15 protein-coding genes and 1 other RNA gene are annotated in these 15530 nt (G+C 48.3%); 7 read left to right on the forward strand and 9 right to left on the reverse strand.

The features are described 5' to 3' along the window. Positions 1–141 precede the first annotated feature (141 nt). The gene (gene cmk, locus HY879_02400; protein ID MBI5602182.1) at positions 142–840 is read right to left on the reverse strand and encodes a (d)CMP kinase; all 699 of its coding nucleotides are present in this window, start codon (positions 838–840) and stop codon (positions 142–144) included. Positions 841–1012: 172 nt separating this feature from the next. Here cmk and HY879_02405 point away from each other — a divergent pair, with 172 nt between their 5' ends. The 7 genes from HY879_02405 to pilQ all read left to right on the forward strand — a co-directional run bounded on the left by HY879_02405 (position 1013) and on the right by pilQ (position 6717). Continuing rightward, positions 1013–1288, forward strand: coding sequence for an integration host factor subunit beta (locus HY879_02405; GenBank protein MBI5602183.1), 276 nt, complete (start codon positions 1013–1015; stop codon positions 1286–1288). Between the two features lie 11 nt (positions 1289–1299). Continuing rightward, positions 1300–1557: signal recognition particle sRNA large type (ffs, locus tag HY879_02410), an RNA gene on the forward strand. Positions 1558–1918: 361 nt separating this feature from the next. Continuing rightward, the gene (pilM, locus tag HY879_02415; GenBank protein ID MBI5602184.1) at positions 1919–2980 is read left to right on the forward strand and encodes a type IV pilus assembly protein PilM; all 1062 of its coding nucleotides are present in this window, start codon (positions 1919–1921) and stop codon (positions 2978–2980) included. Beyond that, positions 2980–3558 (forward strand): PilN domain-containing protein, encoded by a 579-nt coding sequence (locus HY879_02420; protein MBI5602185.1) that lies wholly within the window; start codon positions 2980–2982, stop codon positions 3556–3558. Before pilM ends, HY879_02420 begins: the two co-directional genes overlap by 1 nt. A gap of 7 nt (positions 3559–3565) precedes the next feature. Then, positions 3566–4183: a type 4a pilus biogenesis protein PilO gene (gene pilO / locus HY879_02425; GenBank protein ID MBI5602186.1), complete on the forward strand. Its 618-nt coding sequence runs from the start codon at positions 3566–3568 to the stop codon at positions 4181–4183. Positions 4184–4186: 3 nt separating this feature from the next. Continuing rightward, on the forward strand, positions 4187–4741 hold the full coding sequence (locus HY879_02430) for a pilus assembly protein PilP (GenBank protein MBI5602187.1): 555 nt from the start codon (positions 4187–4189) through the stop codon (positions 4739–4741). A 38-nt stretch (positions 4742–4779) separates the two neighbouring features. Further along, positions 4780–6717, forward strand: coding sequence for a type IV pilus secretin PilQ (gene pilQ / locus HY879_02435; protein ID MBI5602188.1), 1938 nt, complete (start codon positions 4780–4782; stop codon positions 6715–6717). A gap of 92 nt (positions 6718–6809) precedes the next feature. Here the strand turns inward: pilQ and HY879_02440 are convergent, their stop codons facing one another. The 8 genes from HY879_02440 to HY879_02475 form a co-directional block, all read right to left on the reverse strand. Beyond that, a complete protein-coding gene (locus tag HY879_02440) occupies positions 6810–7949 on the reverse strand; it encodes a hypothetical protein (GenBank protein ID MBI5602189.1) in 1140 nt (379 codons plus the stop codon). A gap of 20 nt (positions 7950–7969) precedes the next feature. Next, positions 7970–8368 (reverse strand): hypothetical protein, encoded by a 399-nt coding sequence (locus tag HY879_02445; GenBank protein ID MBI5602190.1) that lies wholly within the window; start codon positions 8366–8368, stop codon positions 7970–7972. A gap of 10 nt (positions 8369–8378) precedes the next feature. Then, positions 8379–9059: an HAD family hydrolase gene (locus tag HY879_02450; GenBank protein MBI5602191.1), complete on the reverse strand. Its 681-nt coding sequence runs from the start codon at positions 9057–9059 to the stop codon at positions 8379–8381. A 458-nt stretch (positions 9060–9517) separates the two neighbouring features. After that, positions 9518–10765: a polysulfide reductase NrfD gene (gene nrfD, locus HY879_02455; GenBank protein MBI5602192.1), complete on the reverse strand. Its 1248-nt coding sequence runs from the start codon at positions 10763–10765 to the stop codon at positions 9518–9520. 239 nt (positions 10766–11004) lie between these two features. Continuing rightward, the gene (locus HY879_02460) at positions 11005–11772 is read right to left on the reverse strand and encodes a 4Fe-4S dicluster domain-containing protein (GenBank protein MBI5602193.1); all 768 of its coding nucleotides are present in this window, start codon (positions 11770–11772) and stop codon (positions 11005–11007) included. A gap of 67 nt (positions 11773–11839) precedes the next feature. After that, a complete protein-coding gene (locus HY879_02465) occupies positions 11840–14128 on the reverse strand; it encodes a molybdopterin-dependent oxidoreductase (GenBank protein ID MBI5602194.1) in 2289 nt (762 codons plus the stop codon). Between the two features lie 47 nt (positions 14129–14175). Continuing rightward, positions 14176–14712, reverse strand: a complete 537-nt coding sequence (locus HY879_02470; protein MBI5602195.1) for a cytochrome c3 family protein — start codon at positions 14710–14712, stop codon at positions 14176–14178. A 503-nt stretch (positions 14713–15215) separates the two neighbouring features. Continuing rightward, positions 15216–15530, reverse strand: a 315-nt coding sequence (locus HY879_02475; GenBank protein ID MBI5602196.1) for an NUDIX domain-containing protein, incomplete at its 5' end; no start/stop codon positions are given.

Here is a 15530-nt window from a genome sequence, read left to right on the forward strand (position 1 = left end):
GATTCAACATCCAAGGTTTTCATAACTTGAAACTTGCATCTTGTCACTTTATTTTCGCTAATTGATTATGCCTAATCGATAATAAATATCAAAAATATTCATTAAAATCAAGTTTATTTGAAGCCCCCTTTATCCCCTGATTCAAGCCCGTTGGGGATCGGCATTTTTTCTTAATAAAATATGGGAAAGAATTGTTTTAACCACCTCTTCGGAAGATAAATGAGAAGTATCGATCCGTCGGGCATCCTGGGCGGGGAAAAGGGGGGCCAAGGCCCTTTCTTGATCCTGACGGTCCCGGGCCTCCATCTCCCGTTTCACTTCCTCCAGGGATACGGATTGCCCTCTTTGGGAAAGCTCTTCATATCTTCTTTGAGCCCTGATCTCAAGAGAAGCATCCAAAAAAAATTTATAATCCGCCTGAGGGAATATAATCGTCCCCATGTCTCTCCCTTCGGCGATCAGACCTCCCTTTTCCCCATAGGCCTTCTGCTTCTCTGCCAAAATGGAACGTACCTCGGGTTTCATGGAAACCGCTGAAGCCAATTGACTGATTTCCGGAGTTCGAATTTCCTGGCTGATATCCCGGCCTTGAACCCAGACCTTCTGGGCCGGACCATTTCCTTCAATGATAAAATCCAGCTCCTGCAATAAAAGAAGCAAGGCTTCTCCGGACAAGGCTTCTTTTTTGTGCTCCCTGAGGAACCAGGCCACAACCCGGTACATAGCCCCGGTATCGAGACACTCCAGCCCCAGTTGATCGGCCAACAGTCTGGTAACGGTGCTTATTCCCGCCCCGGCCGGGCCGTCAATGGTGATGATGATATGAGTTGCTTTAGCCATGGCCAATCTGAGAATGCATCTCAAAAACAGGTTTTTTCTTCGCTTAAGTCTCGGTTTTTATATCACCCCTTAATAAAAATCAATGAAAAAGTCTTGCCTTTTCAGGAAAAAGAGGTATAATACTCGAATATAATTAATTTAATCCTTACTATTAAAGAAAGGGAATCTAAAGATGAACAAGTCCCAGTTGATTGAAGCCTTAGCCAAAGACCAGGACCTGACCATCAAAAATGCTGAATTAGTGGTAACCCACTTTTTTGAAAGCATTGAGGAGGCCCTGGCCGAGGGGGAGAGGGTTGAAATCCGCGGTTTTGGGAGTTTTAAGGTCAAAAATTATCAAGGATATAAAGGAAGAAACCCGAAAACCGGTTCCATAATCAATGTCTCCGAAAAAAGACTCCCTTTTTTTAAGGTCGGAAAAGAATTAAAAGAACGGGTTGATGCCTGATACTTTCTTGGCCGTGCTAAGCGGGGAGTTGGCGGTGCCCTGTACCCGAAATCCGCTCATGCGGGGCTGAATTTCCTTTTGAGGATTGTAACGACAGCAAAGAACCCTTTTCTAAAGTCCACATTGGACGGTACGCAACAAACGGTTATGAACCCCGTCAGGTCCGGAAGGAAGCAGCGGTAAATAATGCGGTTTGTGTCGTATCTATCTCTAATGCTGGTCTTTGGACAAAGGACTTCGCTGGCGTGGATTCGAGAAAGGATGCACGGCCAAGATTTTTACCCTCCCTCCCTTCTTCTTCACAATCCAGAATAAACCCTAAATCCTTTAATGATTGATACTCATTCTTAATTCTGGCTCCTGAATTCTTAAATCTCAAATACTTTTGGTTAGTATTCCCTTTGGTCAACACTGTCGGTTTTCCTCCCCCCGGCTCAGCCCCCAGAGGATAAACCGGCCTAACCATTTGTCCTAACATGGAAAAACCCAATAAATTTCTTGACAGAATCGATAAAATTAGGGATAGTGAAAGTAAAAAGGGGATTGTCGATAGAGTCAAGAGGCCGCAGGCATGATTATTATTTAAATAAATACAATAAGTTATATACCATGATCCCAAAATAAGAAGATATGATGTGGTTTTCCGGAGCCAAAAAAGATAAATATATTGGAGTAGATATCGGCTCTCAAGCCATTAAGGTCTGTCATCTGATCCAACGTCAGAAAGGGATTTTTCTAAACAATTTCGGTCTGGCCAATCTACCCCCCTCCTCGATAGTCAACGGAGCTATCAAGGAACCTCAATTAATCGCCAAGTCTTTACAATCTTTATTTACCCACCTGCAAATACCTTCTAAAGAGATCGTTTTTGCCATTTCAGGCTATTCGGTTATTATAAAAAAAATCAACCTGCCGTCTATGACCGAAAAAGAGTTGTCCCAATCAATACAATATGAAGCCCAACAGCATATTCCTTTTGATATTAAAGAAGTTAACCTGGATTTTCAAATCCTGGGTCCCCTTAAGGAAGACCCTGATTCCCTGTCCGTCCTTTTGGTTGCCGTCAAAAAAGAAACCCTGAATGCCTTCCTGGAAGTCTTTAACCTGGCGGGACTTGAAGCCTGTATTGCCGACGTAGCGGCCTTGGCCTTAGCCAATGCCTACGAAATGAAATATCCTTTAAGTGGCAGCCCGGTGGCCTTGATTAATCTAGGGGCCAGCCAAATCACCGTTCACATCTTAAGCCAGGACGGCCCGGTTTTTACCCGGGACATCTTTTTAGGAGGCCGGCAACTCACGGAACAAATACAATCCCAATTAGGTCTTTCTTTTGAGGAGGCCGAAAAGGTTAAACTGATGTGGGACCGTTCCCCGGACCAACTGGATCAAATCGGTCCTTCCTTCTTATCGGTTGTCCAAACCTGGATGGATGAGATTAAAAAGATCCTTGATGTTTTAACCGCATCGGACCCGGAAACCAAACCGACGAAAATCGTCTTGTCAGGCGGCTCTTCGTTGTTACCCGGTCTTCCTCAATTTTTATCGAAAGGGCTCCAGCTCCCGGTTGAATTATTTAATCCCTTTTCCCTGGTCCAGACAGATCCTGATCTTTTCGACCCCAAGTATATCCAAAGTCTTGGACCTCAAATGGCTATTGCCTTCGGCTTAGCCTTACGACAAAAGGGGGCCTGATGATCCGGATTAATTTGTTAGCCGCCCATGAGGTCCGAAAAGGGAAGGGACGGTTCAGGCTGTTTCAGGGTATCGTTCTGATTTATGGACTCCTGATAACAGCCTTCCTTCTGGGATATTGGAAGTTAGGGGTCGAAGTCCAAACCCTCAAGGAAGAAAAAGGGGTTTTAGTAAAACAAACGCAGGCTGCTGCAACCCTCCAGAAAGAAATCAAAGAGCTTAAGGAAAAAAAAGAAACGGCCCAAACCAGGCTGGATCTGCTTCAAAATCTGGAAAAAGAGCGGCATGGCCCGGTTCGTCTGATGGAAGTTCTTTCAACCATACTGCCGGTCAACCAGCTCTGGCTGATCAGTTTGCGGGAAACCGGTTCCGAAGTCCGGATAGATGGGATGTCCTTCAGTAACGAGACCCTGGCCGAGTACATGAGACGTCTTCAAAACGCACCCTTCGTGAGTCAGGTCGATTTGGTTCAATCCACCCAGGCCAATTATAAGGATTTAAAAGTAAAACAATTCACCCTGACCGCCCGGCTGAAATCTCCGGCTCCGCCAGGTGAGAATACTGTCGAGAAAAAATGAGGGGCCGATGAATCCCTTACCGGACATCACAGACCGTCTGACCCAGCTCCCCCTGGCCCAAAAAATATTACTGGCGGTTTTGGGGATGGTTCTTTTAGGAGCGGTTCTGGGATTTTTCCTGCTTAGACCCCGTTGGGAAGAATCAAAAGCCCTCCAGGGAGAGATCGACCGGGAAAAAATCAAATTAGCCCAAATTATCCGGACCCGGAGCCAGATTGCCCGTTTCAAACAAGAGCTGGCTGAAATGGATGTCCGATATAAAGTGATCCTGAATATGTTACCGGAAGCCAAAGAAATCCCTCTCCTGCTTAAAACCGTTTCCAACCTGGGTCAACAGCAAGGACTGGAATTTCTTCTTTTTAAACCGGAAAAGGAAAACCCCAGAGAATTTGTGGCGGAAATCCCGATCACCATACATATCAAAGGGACTTATCATGAGATCGGAATATTTTTTGACCGTCTCCGGCGGCTGCCCCGGATTATTAATGTGAAACAACTGGAGTTAGGGGCCTTTGAGGAAAAGACCGGCCGCATTAATGCCCGCTGTCAGATAACCACTTTTCGGGTCTTGCCCCTTCCGCCGCCATCCCCGACACCGGCAGCGAAGGCTGAAAAGAAAAAATAACCGATGAAAAAAGGTTTGATCCTATTTATCTTTTTGTTCTTGTCCTTAGGGGGCTGCCATGAAAAGGGTCAGGAGGATGGTTCGACCCGGAAATTGCTTCCCCTCCCCCAACCCATGCCCCAAAAGGCTTGGACAGGAAAAACACCCCCCCCCCAGGCCCCTGTGGTCCCACAGGCCCCGGTGGTTTCTTTGAAAAAAACCGAACTACCGGAACCCGACCCCCTTTATAATCCGATCGGAAAACCGGACCCCTTTCAACCCGTGAGCACCCAACTCGAGGCCAAAGGTGAAGGGAAGGCCAAGATCTTACCCTTGGAACAATTTGAAATCAACGAATTTGAGTTAGTCGGGATAGTCTCCGGTTCAGGAGTTAAAAAGGCCATGGTCCAGGACATGACCGGAAAGGGATTTTTAGTGCAGGTAGGAAGCCGAATAGGTAAAAAGGGGGGGAAAGTAATCCGGATTGCCGACAAGGAAGTCATTATCGAGGAACCTTTTCAGGATTTCTTAGGCCGAAAAGGTGTCCGGAAAATTTCTTTAAAGATGCCTCAACAATGAGAAACAATAAACTGCACCATTTATTATTGAGAGCTGACATGAACAGACACAGAAGACTGATCCTTACCTTTTTTACAGGCTTGTTGTTTTTTCTTTTTGGTTCCGGAGATAATGGTTTTTCTCTCTGGGCTAAAAGCAAAAACCCCTCCCCGAAACCGCGCTTACTGCTGATAGAGGACCAGGTCCTACCGGATCGCTTGCGGGTTATCCTTAAAACAAGCCTGCCCGTTTCCCATCGTTCTTTTATCCTCACCGCACCCTACCGGGTGGTGGTCGACTTGAGTCCCTGTGTTTTGGAGAAGGGCCATTCTTTTAAGATTAAAGACCCCTTGATTGAAGGATTGAGATTTTCCCAATTCAACAAAAAGACGGTCCGGATTGTTTTCACCTTTTCCCAACCTGCGACCTATCACATTTCCACCCAAAAAGAAAAAGGCTATTTCCTTTTTGCAGACTTTCCCAAAATCGAACCTTTAATGGCGAAACCCCTTCCCCCCAAAAAGGACCGGGATTATCTGCCGGAGATGACTATCGAGGAATTCAAAAAGGAAAAAAATATCCAGGAATATCGTCACAAGGAGGAAAAATCCCTTTCAAAAAAACCCCTCGTCACCTTTGATTTTTATATGACCAATCTCCACAATGTCCTGCGTCTAATCGGCGAAACCGGGGGAGTCAATATCGTGGTCGGGGATGATGTCAAGGAAAAAAAGGTGACCTTAAGCCTGAAAGAAGTCCCCTGGGACGAAGCCCTGGATTCCATCCTGGATGCGAATAATCTTAAAAAGGACAGCCGTGGTGAAAAAACTTTTTTGATAATCACGACGGAGAATTATAAAAAAATACTGGACGATCAAAACAAAAGGCACCTGGAGGCCCAGAAAAGGGAAGAGGAATCCTTGAAAAATGAAGAGCGTCGCCAAAAAGTCGGAAAAGTTCTCTGGAACACCAGGGAATTCCAGATCAAATACGTGGATGTAAAGTTGGTGGAAGACCTGATTCAGGGATCGCTCGAAAAAGAAAAGAAGATGGCCAGTGAAAAACAGCCCGGTAGCGAAAAGGTGACCCTGACGGAAACCACCAGGATCCTGGGATCTAATGTGCATGTCATCAGTGTGCCCCATACCAATATCCTGATTGCTAGAGGGCTTGACCGGGAGCTGAATTATATAGAAAACCTGATAAAAAAGATTGACCAGCCCATTTCCCAGGTCATGATCGAGGCCCGTATTGTCGAAGCCGATGCCAATTTCACCAGGGACTTGGGGATTCGCTGGGGAGGGGCTTATTCCTTCGCCAATGCCTCCGGGCCTTTTGCCGGGACCATTCGAGGTACGGAAACGGTGACGGGAACCGGCAATAATTATGCCGTCAACCTTCCGTTTACCACTGCCTCTACCGCTTTTGGCGGTCTTGGCTTTACTTTTGCGTCAACGAACTTGAATATCGATGCCCGCATTCAAGCTATGGAGCAAGCCGGCAGGGGAAGGACCATATCTTCCCCCAAGGTATTAACCCTTGACAACAAAGAGGCGACTATCAAACAGGGGCAATCGATTCCAGTGACGACACGAGATCAAAACAATACCTTTTCCACCACCTACAAAGATGCCGCTCTGGTCCTTTCCGTTACCCCCCATATTTCCAATATTAAAAAAATCCGGATCAAGGTGAAAATTTCTAAAAATGAACCGGATTTTACCAAAGTGGATTCCCTGGGAAATCCGACTATTAATACCAAAGAAACAGACACGGAAATGATGGTCAATGATGGGGATACGGTCGTGATCGGCGGGATCCTTTTTAAAAAGGAAACTTATCTGGAAAACAAGGTTCCTGGCCTGGCGGATATCCCTCTCTTGGGCTGGCTTTTCAAAACCCGTTACAAAACCACCCAGGACTCCGAACTGCTTATTTTTATCACCCCTAAAATATTTAAAACCTCCCTTTCCGAACGATTTAGCGGGGAGAATTAGGAATAGGTCCAAGGTGCAGGGTTCAAGGTTTGATGACTATGTAAACACTCGTCATTCCCGCTTGAAACTTGCATCTTGCAACTTTTTTTGTTCTAAAACGGCAGGGATTTATTCTGGGGATCAATAATATAACGGACCCGGACCTCAGGCTCGGCCGATGGTTCGGACAAAATAGTAAAGAAAAGATAATTGGTAGTCCCCTTTTTAACGGAAAAGGATTTCAAAAGGGTCTTATATTGATTTTTAGGCGGAATTTTGGAGAAGCTGAAAAAAATCGAATGAGGGCCTTCTTCTATCCCATTGTCAAACCAGATCGTATCGGCAGCAAACCCGCTCAGTATATCGTGGTATTCCTTTTTCTTCGACCCCTCCCAATCGGTAATGATTGTTAGTTCCTTATCATCCAGCCAACAGGTAAAGTCACTGTTGGATTTTGTCTTCAAGCCCGGATCTTGAACAGCTTCCGACAGGGTTCTGGAGGCAATCACCGGAGATGAATTTTTGTCAGGTCCAGGACTTCTCTCTTTCTCTTTGACCGAAAGAGAAACAATAACCAAACGCCCTTTCGGCACCTGGGGACGTCGAATAACGGTTAATGCCCGGGAAATCTCCTGCGGGGACAGAATCGGGCCGAGAAACTGCTCTGTTGAAATGTCGCTTCTACCGCTTTCCGTTTCAACCAGGTTTATGGGTTCATAAAAAGGGATCAGGTTTACTGAAACTTTCAATTGGTTCCCAGGAGTCGGGCTGACCTGCCCGGTAATAACCAAATCGACCGGAAAGGCCTTAAAGTTTTTTACCAGGTCCTGCTGGAAATTTCTCTGAGAAGTGACCCGCCATGAAGGATCCGAAGCGAGGCTGGTTTTCAGGCTTTGGCTGGCAGGGTGCTCTTTCCCGTAAACATGAAATTGTTTTTCTTTATCGAGGGCCGCCCGTATGGCCGTAGCGATCTCCTCTCCGATGACGATTTCTTCCCCGGAGGGATTATCAAAATCAGCGATAAGGACCCCGATAACCGGTCTTTTCTGATAATCAAAGATCAGGTGGGCGGCTCGGAAAGAAATGGCCTGGGTCAGTTTCTGGATAAAGGCTGTTTTGATCTCTTGCGGATTCGGTTGGTTAACCGGGGCTGCGGATTGTTGGGCCGAGGCGGTTCCCATCGTCCCCCCCCAACCAAACAAACCGAAAAAAGCCACCACAAAAAAGAGGAAATTCTTCATCTGATCCCGCATGGTTTTCTCTTCCTTTTCGGTTAATTCTCCGGGAAATAAATCCGGTCTCCAACCACCACTTCTCTTTGGCTGGAAACAATCTCACAGAGCAATAGACTTTGCCCGGTGATCTCCAGGATAATCACCTGGCCTACTTTGGTGAATAAAAAATCCTTATTATCTTTCCCGGACAAAATGGCTGGCTGAAAAATCTCCAGGAGATCCCCTTTTTTAACCGGGCGGGCCTGGTCTAAAGACACAAAAATCTTGTCGCCGGCCGACAGGGCTTGCTTTCTCTCTTCCATCGGAGCCGCAATGGTCCCCGCCAATTGGGAAATAGGGCGTACTTCCTGGGATACCCCAAAAGCATAGATCAAAGAACTGAAAAAAGAGAGGAGCAGAACAACTCCTTTTAAGGTCCGATGGTTCTTAAAGATCATGGGTTGCCTCTCAACTTTCCCCGGCCGACACCAGGGGAGCGGGTATGAATAGGTGGTTATTTTTTTTGAAGGCATCGGTTAATTCCGAAAACCCTCCGACATGGAGGGCGGCGGTCAACTCTTCATTTTTATAAGCTACTAAAGGCACCCCGGCACTCAAGGCGGTTTGGGCATCCACTTCCGAATCCCCGATAAAAAGGCACTCTTCGGGGCCGACCTTAAAATAGGACATGATTTTATAAATCGATTCCGGATCCGGTTTCGGTCGATCCACATCCAAGGCACTGACCACCAGATCAAACCAGGGGTCTAAGGAGAAAAGGGTCAATACCGGGCCGATGGTGGTTGTCCGATTGGTGGAAATGGCGGTCTTGGCCCAGGGACGGATAAAAGCCAGAAAGTCAAGAAGTCCCGGTTCCATTTCCATCATGCGGAAAAAAGAAGTATAATCCAAATTCTGTCGATAAAGATCAACTTGGTCTCGGAGAGAACCATCCCGAAACAAAAATTCAACCGATTCCGTGACCGTATGCATATGCACATAATGCAAAGCGGCTTCGGTCAGGGGGGGCTTTCCAAAGTGCGTTAACAGCTGATTATAGAAAAATTGATTGGACTTTCGGGAGTCAAAGAGCACTCCGTCGCAATCAAATATGATCACCTGCACTGGTGTAAGGAAACTCAGGGGCATGTCCATAAAAACGTATACGCATTTCCGGGTTTTTGGGGTCGTTGCTCAAGACGGTCAGGATTCTTTCAAATTTTCCATTTAAGCGGTTAGGCTCCAGTTCCACCACTATTTCACCCTGACCGCCGGCCGGGATGTACGGATCCCACCGTACCAGATTGGTGCCTCAGGTAAATTTAATCTTGGAGATATAGAGGGAGGAATCCCCGAAATTTTTAACGACGATGCTTCGTATGACCGATTTGGGGGGTACCAGCTCCCCGACATTTAAAGAAGTCGGATTCAAAAAAATCGAGGGTTCTGAACTCCTCACTTCTCCGGCCCTTAGGGAACTCCCCAAGGTCATCAGACAGATAAATCCGCTTATTAACAGAATCCGCTTAACCATGGAGAAATTTTGACCTTTTTAAGGCCGGATGTCAAGAAAAAACCACAACACAAAATAGTATGGAGTCGATCCCTTATCCATTCAGTTCCCTCTCCTGCGGAAAGACCGGCAGGTAACGATAGGACAGGGAGATAATCAGGGCGCCGTAGGCCAGGATGGACAAGGAGGATCCCCATTCCTGCCAACTGGGCCAGTAGGTCACAAAGCGGTCGAAGGGCATCACCGGCAGGGCCAGGGAGACCACGGTAAAGACAAAGCGGTTAAAGACCACCCCGCTGCAGGCAAGCAGGCAGGCCAGGGTCAACCAGCCGGGATGCATCCGTATTTTCCGGTTTAGCAGCATGAGGGCCGGGAGGATACCGAAAACCCCTAATTCGGCCACCACCAGCCAGAATCCATAAGGCGATCGATACTGTTCCCAAAAGCCCATCCCCCGGGCCGGCAGGATCGAGGCCGCCCAATAAACCGTATCGGCCAATTTCAGAACAAGATAAACGATCAGTAACCGGCCGGCGATCTTGCCCATCAGGGCCAGTATGTCTTGCCGGACTAATTGCCGGCCGGTCCATTTCTGGACCAGAGAAGTGATTAATACCGTAAAGGCCGGGCCGGAGGCGATGGCCGAGGCGATAAACAGAAAAAAGGTCCAGGGCCAGATAAATATCCCTTCCCGGAAGGCAAAAGGCCGGGCAAACATAACCCCGAACATGCCCCCCAGGGAGCCTTGATGGAAAAAGGATAAAAAGGTCCCGGTAGCGGCAAAGATAAACATCAGATCATGGAGGTTGTGGGCGAAATAATGGGCCCCCGGGTTGGCGTTGATTTTCCGGTTTTCCAATACCAGGGGCAGGTATTCGATCATCAGGACCCCGAGATAGAGGGTAATGCAGAACATCACCTCGGTCAGCATGGAATGGATATTCGGGTGCCAGAACCCGTACCAGGCCCGCAAAGGCTGCCCTATATCCAGGTTCAGGATGAGAATAGCCCCGCTATAGCAGACAAAACCGATAATAACCGCAAAATTGATAATGGCCTTGAGTTCCTGTTTGCGCCAGATATAGAACAGGAAGCCGGTAAAAAAGGCCCCGGCCCCAAGGGCAATGATGGACAGATCAAAGGTGATCCACAAGGCAAACCCGAAATAATCATTCATATTGGTCTGATTCAAACCCTTCCAGAGGATCAGCACAGCGGCCACCAGCCCCCATCCCAATATCAGGAGCAGGAAGACAATCCACAGGGAAAATTTAAGCAGGGAACACCGGGGCAAACCTTCAGGAATGATCGGGCTGTCCTTGGAAATCACGATTTGGTCCATTTCTTACCTCTTAGTTCGAAAATATCGTTGCGGGTTTCGGGTTTAAAACCAACCTTACTTCGACATTCATGATTCGATATTCAATATTCGATATTCGATATTCGCATTTTCAATGTTTCGTTGTGCCACGCCCTAAGCGTGGTATGAGGGCTTCGTTTGAAAATACAGTTGCACGATGCAAGTTGCAAGTTTCAGCCTGAAAAACCTTAAACCTTAAACCCTGGATCTTGGACCTATTTTCATGAAGCCTTTCTGGCCACTTCTTCTTTTAAGACATTATCCCCCTGGCGACGGACCCAGTCCTGGGTAGACAGGTAATAAACCTTGGGCTCGCTCCCTAATTTTTCCAGGAGCCGAAAGGCCTTTGGACTTTTTTTCAGTTTGGCGACCTGACTTTGAGGGTCCTTAAGGTTACCGAAGGCGATGGCTTTGGTCGGGCAGGCCTCGGTGCAGGCCGTGATGTATTCGCTTTCTTTGAGGTCCCGCCGGTCTTCCATATAGGCCCGATCCTTAGCCCGTTGATAGCGATGGTTGCAAAAGGTACATTTACTGACTACCCCGCGCATGGCCACGGAGATATCGGGATTCAAATAATTCTCCAGTCCTTTGGGAAAGACCGGGTCCCACCAATTGAAATAGCGGACATGATAAGGACAGGCGGCCATACAATACCGGCAGCCGATGCAGCGGGAATAGATCTGGCTGACAATACCTTTTTCATCCATTTGCGTGGCCGTGACCGGACAGACCGAGACACAAGGGGTATGATGCTGACAGTGCATACAGGGCCTGGGCAGGTAAACCACCCGGGTCCTGGGATAGGGCTGCCCGTTGCTCAGGCGGTAGAGCCGCATCCAGGTGGCGGACTTCAGTTTATCCGTCTCATCATACCGGAAGGCCAGGTTGTTTTCAGCCATACAAGCCACGGCACAGGCCCCGCATCCGATGCATTTATCCAGGTCAATGACCATGCCATACAATTCTTTTCCCCCTGAGGACTTTTTCATAGGTGACAGACTCCTGCATTGGCTTTCATAATCATCATTTCCAAAAGATCTGGACAGGTGAAACCATTCAGACCTTCACAATCTTTACCCGGGTGGCCCAAGCCACTTCCATACCGGTCTGGGGATCCACCACGCTATCCAGGATGGGATAAGGATTGGCTCCCCGGTCTTTGAGGGTGGGGTCAAAGGCCTTGTGTCCCATTCCAAGGGGGACAAAGACACATCCGGGCCTGGCCCCTTCAAAGAGATGGATCAGGGCCTTGATCCGGCCGTTGGCCGATTGGATCTCAACCGGGCTCCCTTCCGACAAAGAAAGAGATCGGGCCGTCTCCGGATGGATTTGTACGACCAGGGTGTTCTTTATTAAAACCTCTTCCCCCAGGTATTTGGTAAGAAAAGGGGGATTAGGAAGATATCCTGATTGGAGCAGCATCAGGGACTGGGGGATCAACCAGAGAGGATATTCTTTTAGAGATTGGGGCCTGGGTGCCGGGGCCTGAAGGGTGGCGGCGGAAAAATCCCATTTGCCCTTCCCTCCTTCGGACTTGTTTTCCAGGTCATACCAGGTGCCCTGGGCCACTAATTGTTCCCAGAATTTATCGAAGGATTCAAAATGGGCCGGAGCATACTTCCCGGCCTCCGGCAGCGGGCCGTCGGTCAGGCGGCCCTTCTTGGAATTAAACAGGCCCCTGGCCGCCTGTTTGAAGACCTCTTCTATTTTTTCAAATGGAAAAGCTTCCTCGACCTTCTCACCCAGATTTTTGGCCAGGGCCAGAATGGTCTCCCCGCTCGATTTAGTGTCATAAAGGGGAGGGAAAACCGGTTTGGTCAAACCATAGATCGGAAAAGGCACTCCCTGGCAGTTATAGCTATCATCCCAGCGTTCCAGAAAGTTGGAAACCGGCAGTATCAGGTCGGCCAGATTGGCGGTCTCATCCATAAAAGAAGAAAAACAGACGACAAAAGGGATCTTTTCCAAGGCCCGGAGAAAATGCCTTTCTCCCAAACAAAAAACCGGATTGACCTCGTTGAGAAAAAGGAGATTAACCGGATAAGGGGTTTTTCGGGCGGCATTTTCAAAGAGATTACAGGCCAGATTGCCGGTCTTGGGGTATTTGGGGGACATAGCCCCGTCCAGCCGGGGTTGGGCCAGACCCTTTTCGGCTGTTTTATCTAAGGAGAGTTTCGGCCAGGAAATGTATGGGAATCCGGGCTGCAAATAGACCCCGCCCGGCCTGTTGATCGAACCGGCTAAGATATTCAGGATATGTATGGCCTGAGCCTCAAACAAACTGATGGGCAATTCCCCCTTGCCCTTGCCCCAAAGGGCCACCGGCTGTTCGGCCGAGGAGAAGTCCTGAGCCAGTTTTTCAATGGTTTCCTTGGGAATCTCAGTTGTTTTGGCCGTCTGGTCAGGGGTATAATTCTTATTTAACAGATCCCTCAAGCCCTCCAGTCCGATAGTCCTGGCCTGGACCAGTTCTTTGTGAAACCAGCCTTTCTCGATCATCACCTGGGCCAACCCGAGGGCCAGTATCCCTTCCGTTCCCGGCCTTATGGCCACCCATTCGTCAGCCATAGAGGCCGTTGTCGAAGCCAGGGGTTCAATTTGGACCAGTCTGGCCTTTGCCTTCTGGGATTCCTGTCGCCATTCCTGAAAAGCCTGACCCACCCAGGAGGGATTCCCCCAGCCATCGAGCAAGGCAGCACCGAAACTCAAGATATAGCGGGACCGGGGAAGGTCGAGGGTTATCCCGGCCCGGACCCCGTGTAGGGTTTGGGTAACTATTTCTTCCAGCTCGCTTAACTGGAAGGGACGGATATAATTAGGAGAGCCGTAGGCCTTTAAAAACCGGGCCAGCAGTTGACTTTGACTTCCTGGTTTTTCGCCATCCACCAGGGCAACTGTGTGGGGGAGGTCTTTTTCTCTTAATTCCTTTAACCTGACTGTTATTTGATATAAGGCCTCTTCCCAGGTAATGGGTCTCCAGTCCCCAAATCCCCTGGCTCCGTCCCGTTTCAAGGGGGTTTTAATACGGTTCTCTTCATAATACAGATATTGAAGACCGGCCAGGCCTAAAGGGCAGAGGCCGCCCCGATTGACCGGATGGTTGGGGTTACCTTCGATCTTGACGGCCCTTTTCTGTTCGATCAGTCTGATACGGATCCCGCACCCCCCGGGGCAGAGTCTGCACACGGAATTAAGAAAGGAAGTCCCCCCTCTTTGAAGGACCGGGCCCCAGCGCTGGGTCCATTTGGCCGCTTCGTCCATGGAAACCCAGGGCAAAGGGGTGAGCATGGTTCCTACCGCCCCACCGACCGCGAATTTCAAAAAATCCCTTCGATCAATCGCCATCTTGTTTCCTTATAAAAAACTTTTTTGACAGGATTTACAGGATTATCTTACTTATGACAAACAAAACAGGCGTTGCTTATCCCCTTTTTTTCATGACAGGTTTCGCAGGTTTTCATCGTCATGGCTTCCGGGGCATATCCGGAAATCCATTTATAGCGATAGGTCGGATTTTTATCGGTCTTGCCGCCTACGGACTGATGACAGGTCTTGCATTCTATTTTGGCCATCTTAATGTGGGCGATGTGAGAGAAAAAGACGTGATCGGGTTGTTTGGAATAAATGTGCCAGGCCAGACCCCTTTTTATAAGATCTTGTTCCTCTTCGGTTATCTCCAATCCGCCATGGCATTCCAGACACTTGGTTATAGGCGGTATGCCGGCGAACGTGCCGTCAGGCTTAAAAAAATGGCAGTCTTCGCATTTTAAGGTGGCCTCTTCCCCATGCTTCAGGTGACTGAACCGGACCGGTTGTTCTTGCGCAACCTGAATTATCTTTGGAAAAGCAACCCAACCCAAACTTAAGGAAGCGATCAGCCCGATCCCAAAAAATAACCATTTGCCCCTGGTCTTGCCCTCTTTTTCCATAGACTTTGCCCCGGTCCTTTTTGCTTTATCTTTTATTGGGGGATAGTTTCACGCTTGCCCCTGCCGAAGCACCGGCGAAGCATGAAAATTACCCCTGTCCCCACCCCCCACATTCCCCTCGGAGGGGAAAAGCAAAGGTAGGGGGAGCGCAACGAAGCATGAAAATAGCTTCAAAGTACAAGGTTTTTCTCACTTGCATCTTGCACCTTGAAACTTTATTTTGAAACCTGTTCTTTTGTGTTACCTGAATATGTACTGCGAGTGCCCGCCCCTGATCTCTTTTGAGACCGAAAGGGGCCGTCATTGGAAGCAAGGAAAAATATTTTTATCCTTATTGGTGAATCCGCCGGAGGCGGAGTATCCGCTAAAGGTCCGCCGGAGGCAGACCGGGAAAACAAACCTCTTTTGAAAATCGGTTGACAGGGTTTAATTAATTTTCATCCGGAAACTCAAAATTACCGGATGAAGCTTATTTTCTTTTTACTTCCCTTTTCTCTAACAGGTCAAGAAAATTTTTTATAAATTTGATAAGCTTTCCGTATAACTCCTTCCGTGTCCCGGTGCAGGTTAAATGGTCCCAAATGATCCAGAGGGAAAAAACCGGCCTCTGCGGCATCGCTGCCGGCCTTGACCAACCCGCCGTTAAGCCGACACAAGTAATCCAGGACCACATAATGATAAAGAATTTTCCCTTGCGGGTCAGGCAGTATCCGTTCAAAGACTTCGATAAAGGCCGACACTTCCACCTGCAAACCGGTTTCCTCTTCCACTTCCCGCCGGACGGCCCTTTCAATGGTCTCTCCGAGGTCCACTACCCC

The organism is Deltaproteobacteria bacterium, from assembly GCA_016219225.1.
Taxonomy (GTDB): Bacteria; Desulfobacterota; RBG-13-43-22; order RBG-13-43-22; family RBG-13-43-22; genus RBG-13-43-22.

What these genes read in the sequence shown, in the direction of transcription:
- cmk (MBI5602182.1), bottom strand. Translation starts at nt 840, where the DNA reads ATGGCTAAAGCAACTCATATCATCATCACCATTGACGGCCCGGCCGGG.
- HY879_02405 (MBI5602183.1), top strand. Translation starts at nt 1,013, where the DNA reads ATGAACAAGTCCCAGTTGATTGAAGCCTTAGCCAAAGACCAGGACCTG.
- pilM (MBI5602184.1), top strand. Translation starts at nt 1,919, where the DNA reads ATGATGTGGTTTTCCGGAGCCAAAAAAGATAAATATATTGGAGTAGAT.
- HY879_02420 (MBI5602185.1), top strand. Translation starts at nt 2,980, where the DNA reads ATGATCCGGATTAATTTGTTAGCCGCCCATGAGGTCCGAAAAGGGAAG.
- pilO (MBI5602186.1), top strand. Translation starts at nt 3,566, where the DNA reads ATGAATCCCTTACCGGACATCACAGACCGTCTGACCCAGCTCCCCCTG.
- HY879_02430 (MBI5602187.1), top strand. Translation starts at nt 4,187, where the DNA reads ATGAAAAAAGGTTTGATCCTATTTATCTTTTTGTTCTTGTCCTTAGGG.
- pilQ (MBI5602188.1), top strand. Translation starts at nt 4,780, where the DNA reads ATGAACAGACACAGAAGACTGATCCTTACCTTTTTTACAGGCTTGTTG.
- HY879_02440 (MBI5602189.1), bottom strand. Translation starts at nt 7,949, where the DNA reads ATGCGGGATCAGATGAAGAATTTCCTCTTTTTTGTGGTGGCTTTTTTC.
- HY879_02445 (MBI5602190.1), bottom strand. Translation starts at nt 8,368, where the DNA reads ATGATCTTTAAGAACCATCGGACCTTAAAAGGAGTTGTTCTGCTCCTC.
- HY879_02450 (MBI5602191.1), bottom strand. Translation starts at nt 9,059, where the DNA reads ATGCCCCTGAGTTTCCTTACACCAGTGCAGGTGATCATATTTGATTGC.
- nrfD (MBI5602192.1), bottom strand. Translation starts at nt 10,765, where the DNA reads ATGGACCAAATCGTGATTTCCAAGGACAGCCCGATCATTCCTGAAGGT.
- HY879_02460 (MBI5602193.1), bottom strand. Translation starts at nt 11,772, where the DNA reads ATGAAAAAGTCCTCAGGGGGAAAAGAATTGTATGGCATGGTCATTGAC.
- HY879_02465 (MBI5602194.1), bottom strand. Translation starts at nt 14,128, where the DNA reads ATGGCGATTGATCGAAGGGATTTTTTGAAATTCGCGGTCGGTGGGGCG.
- HY879_02470 (MBI5602195.1), bottom strand. Translation starts at nt 14,712, where the DNA reads ATGGAAAAAGAGGGCAAGACCAGGGGCAAATGGTTATTTTTTGGGATC.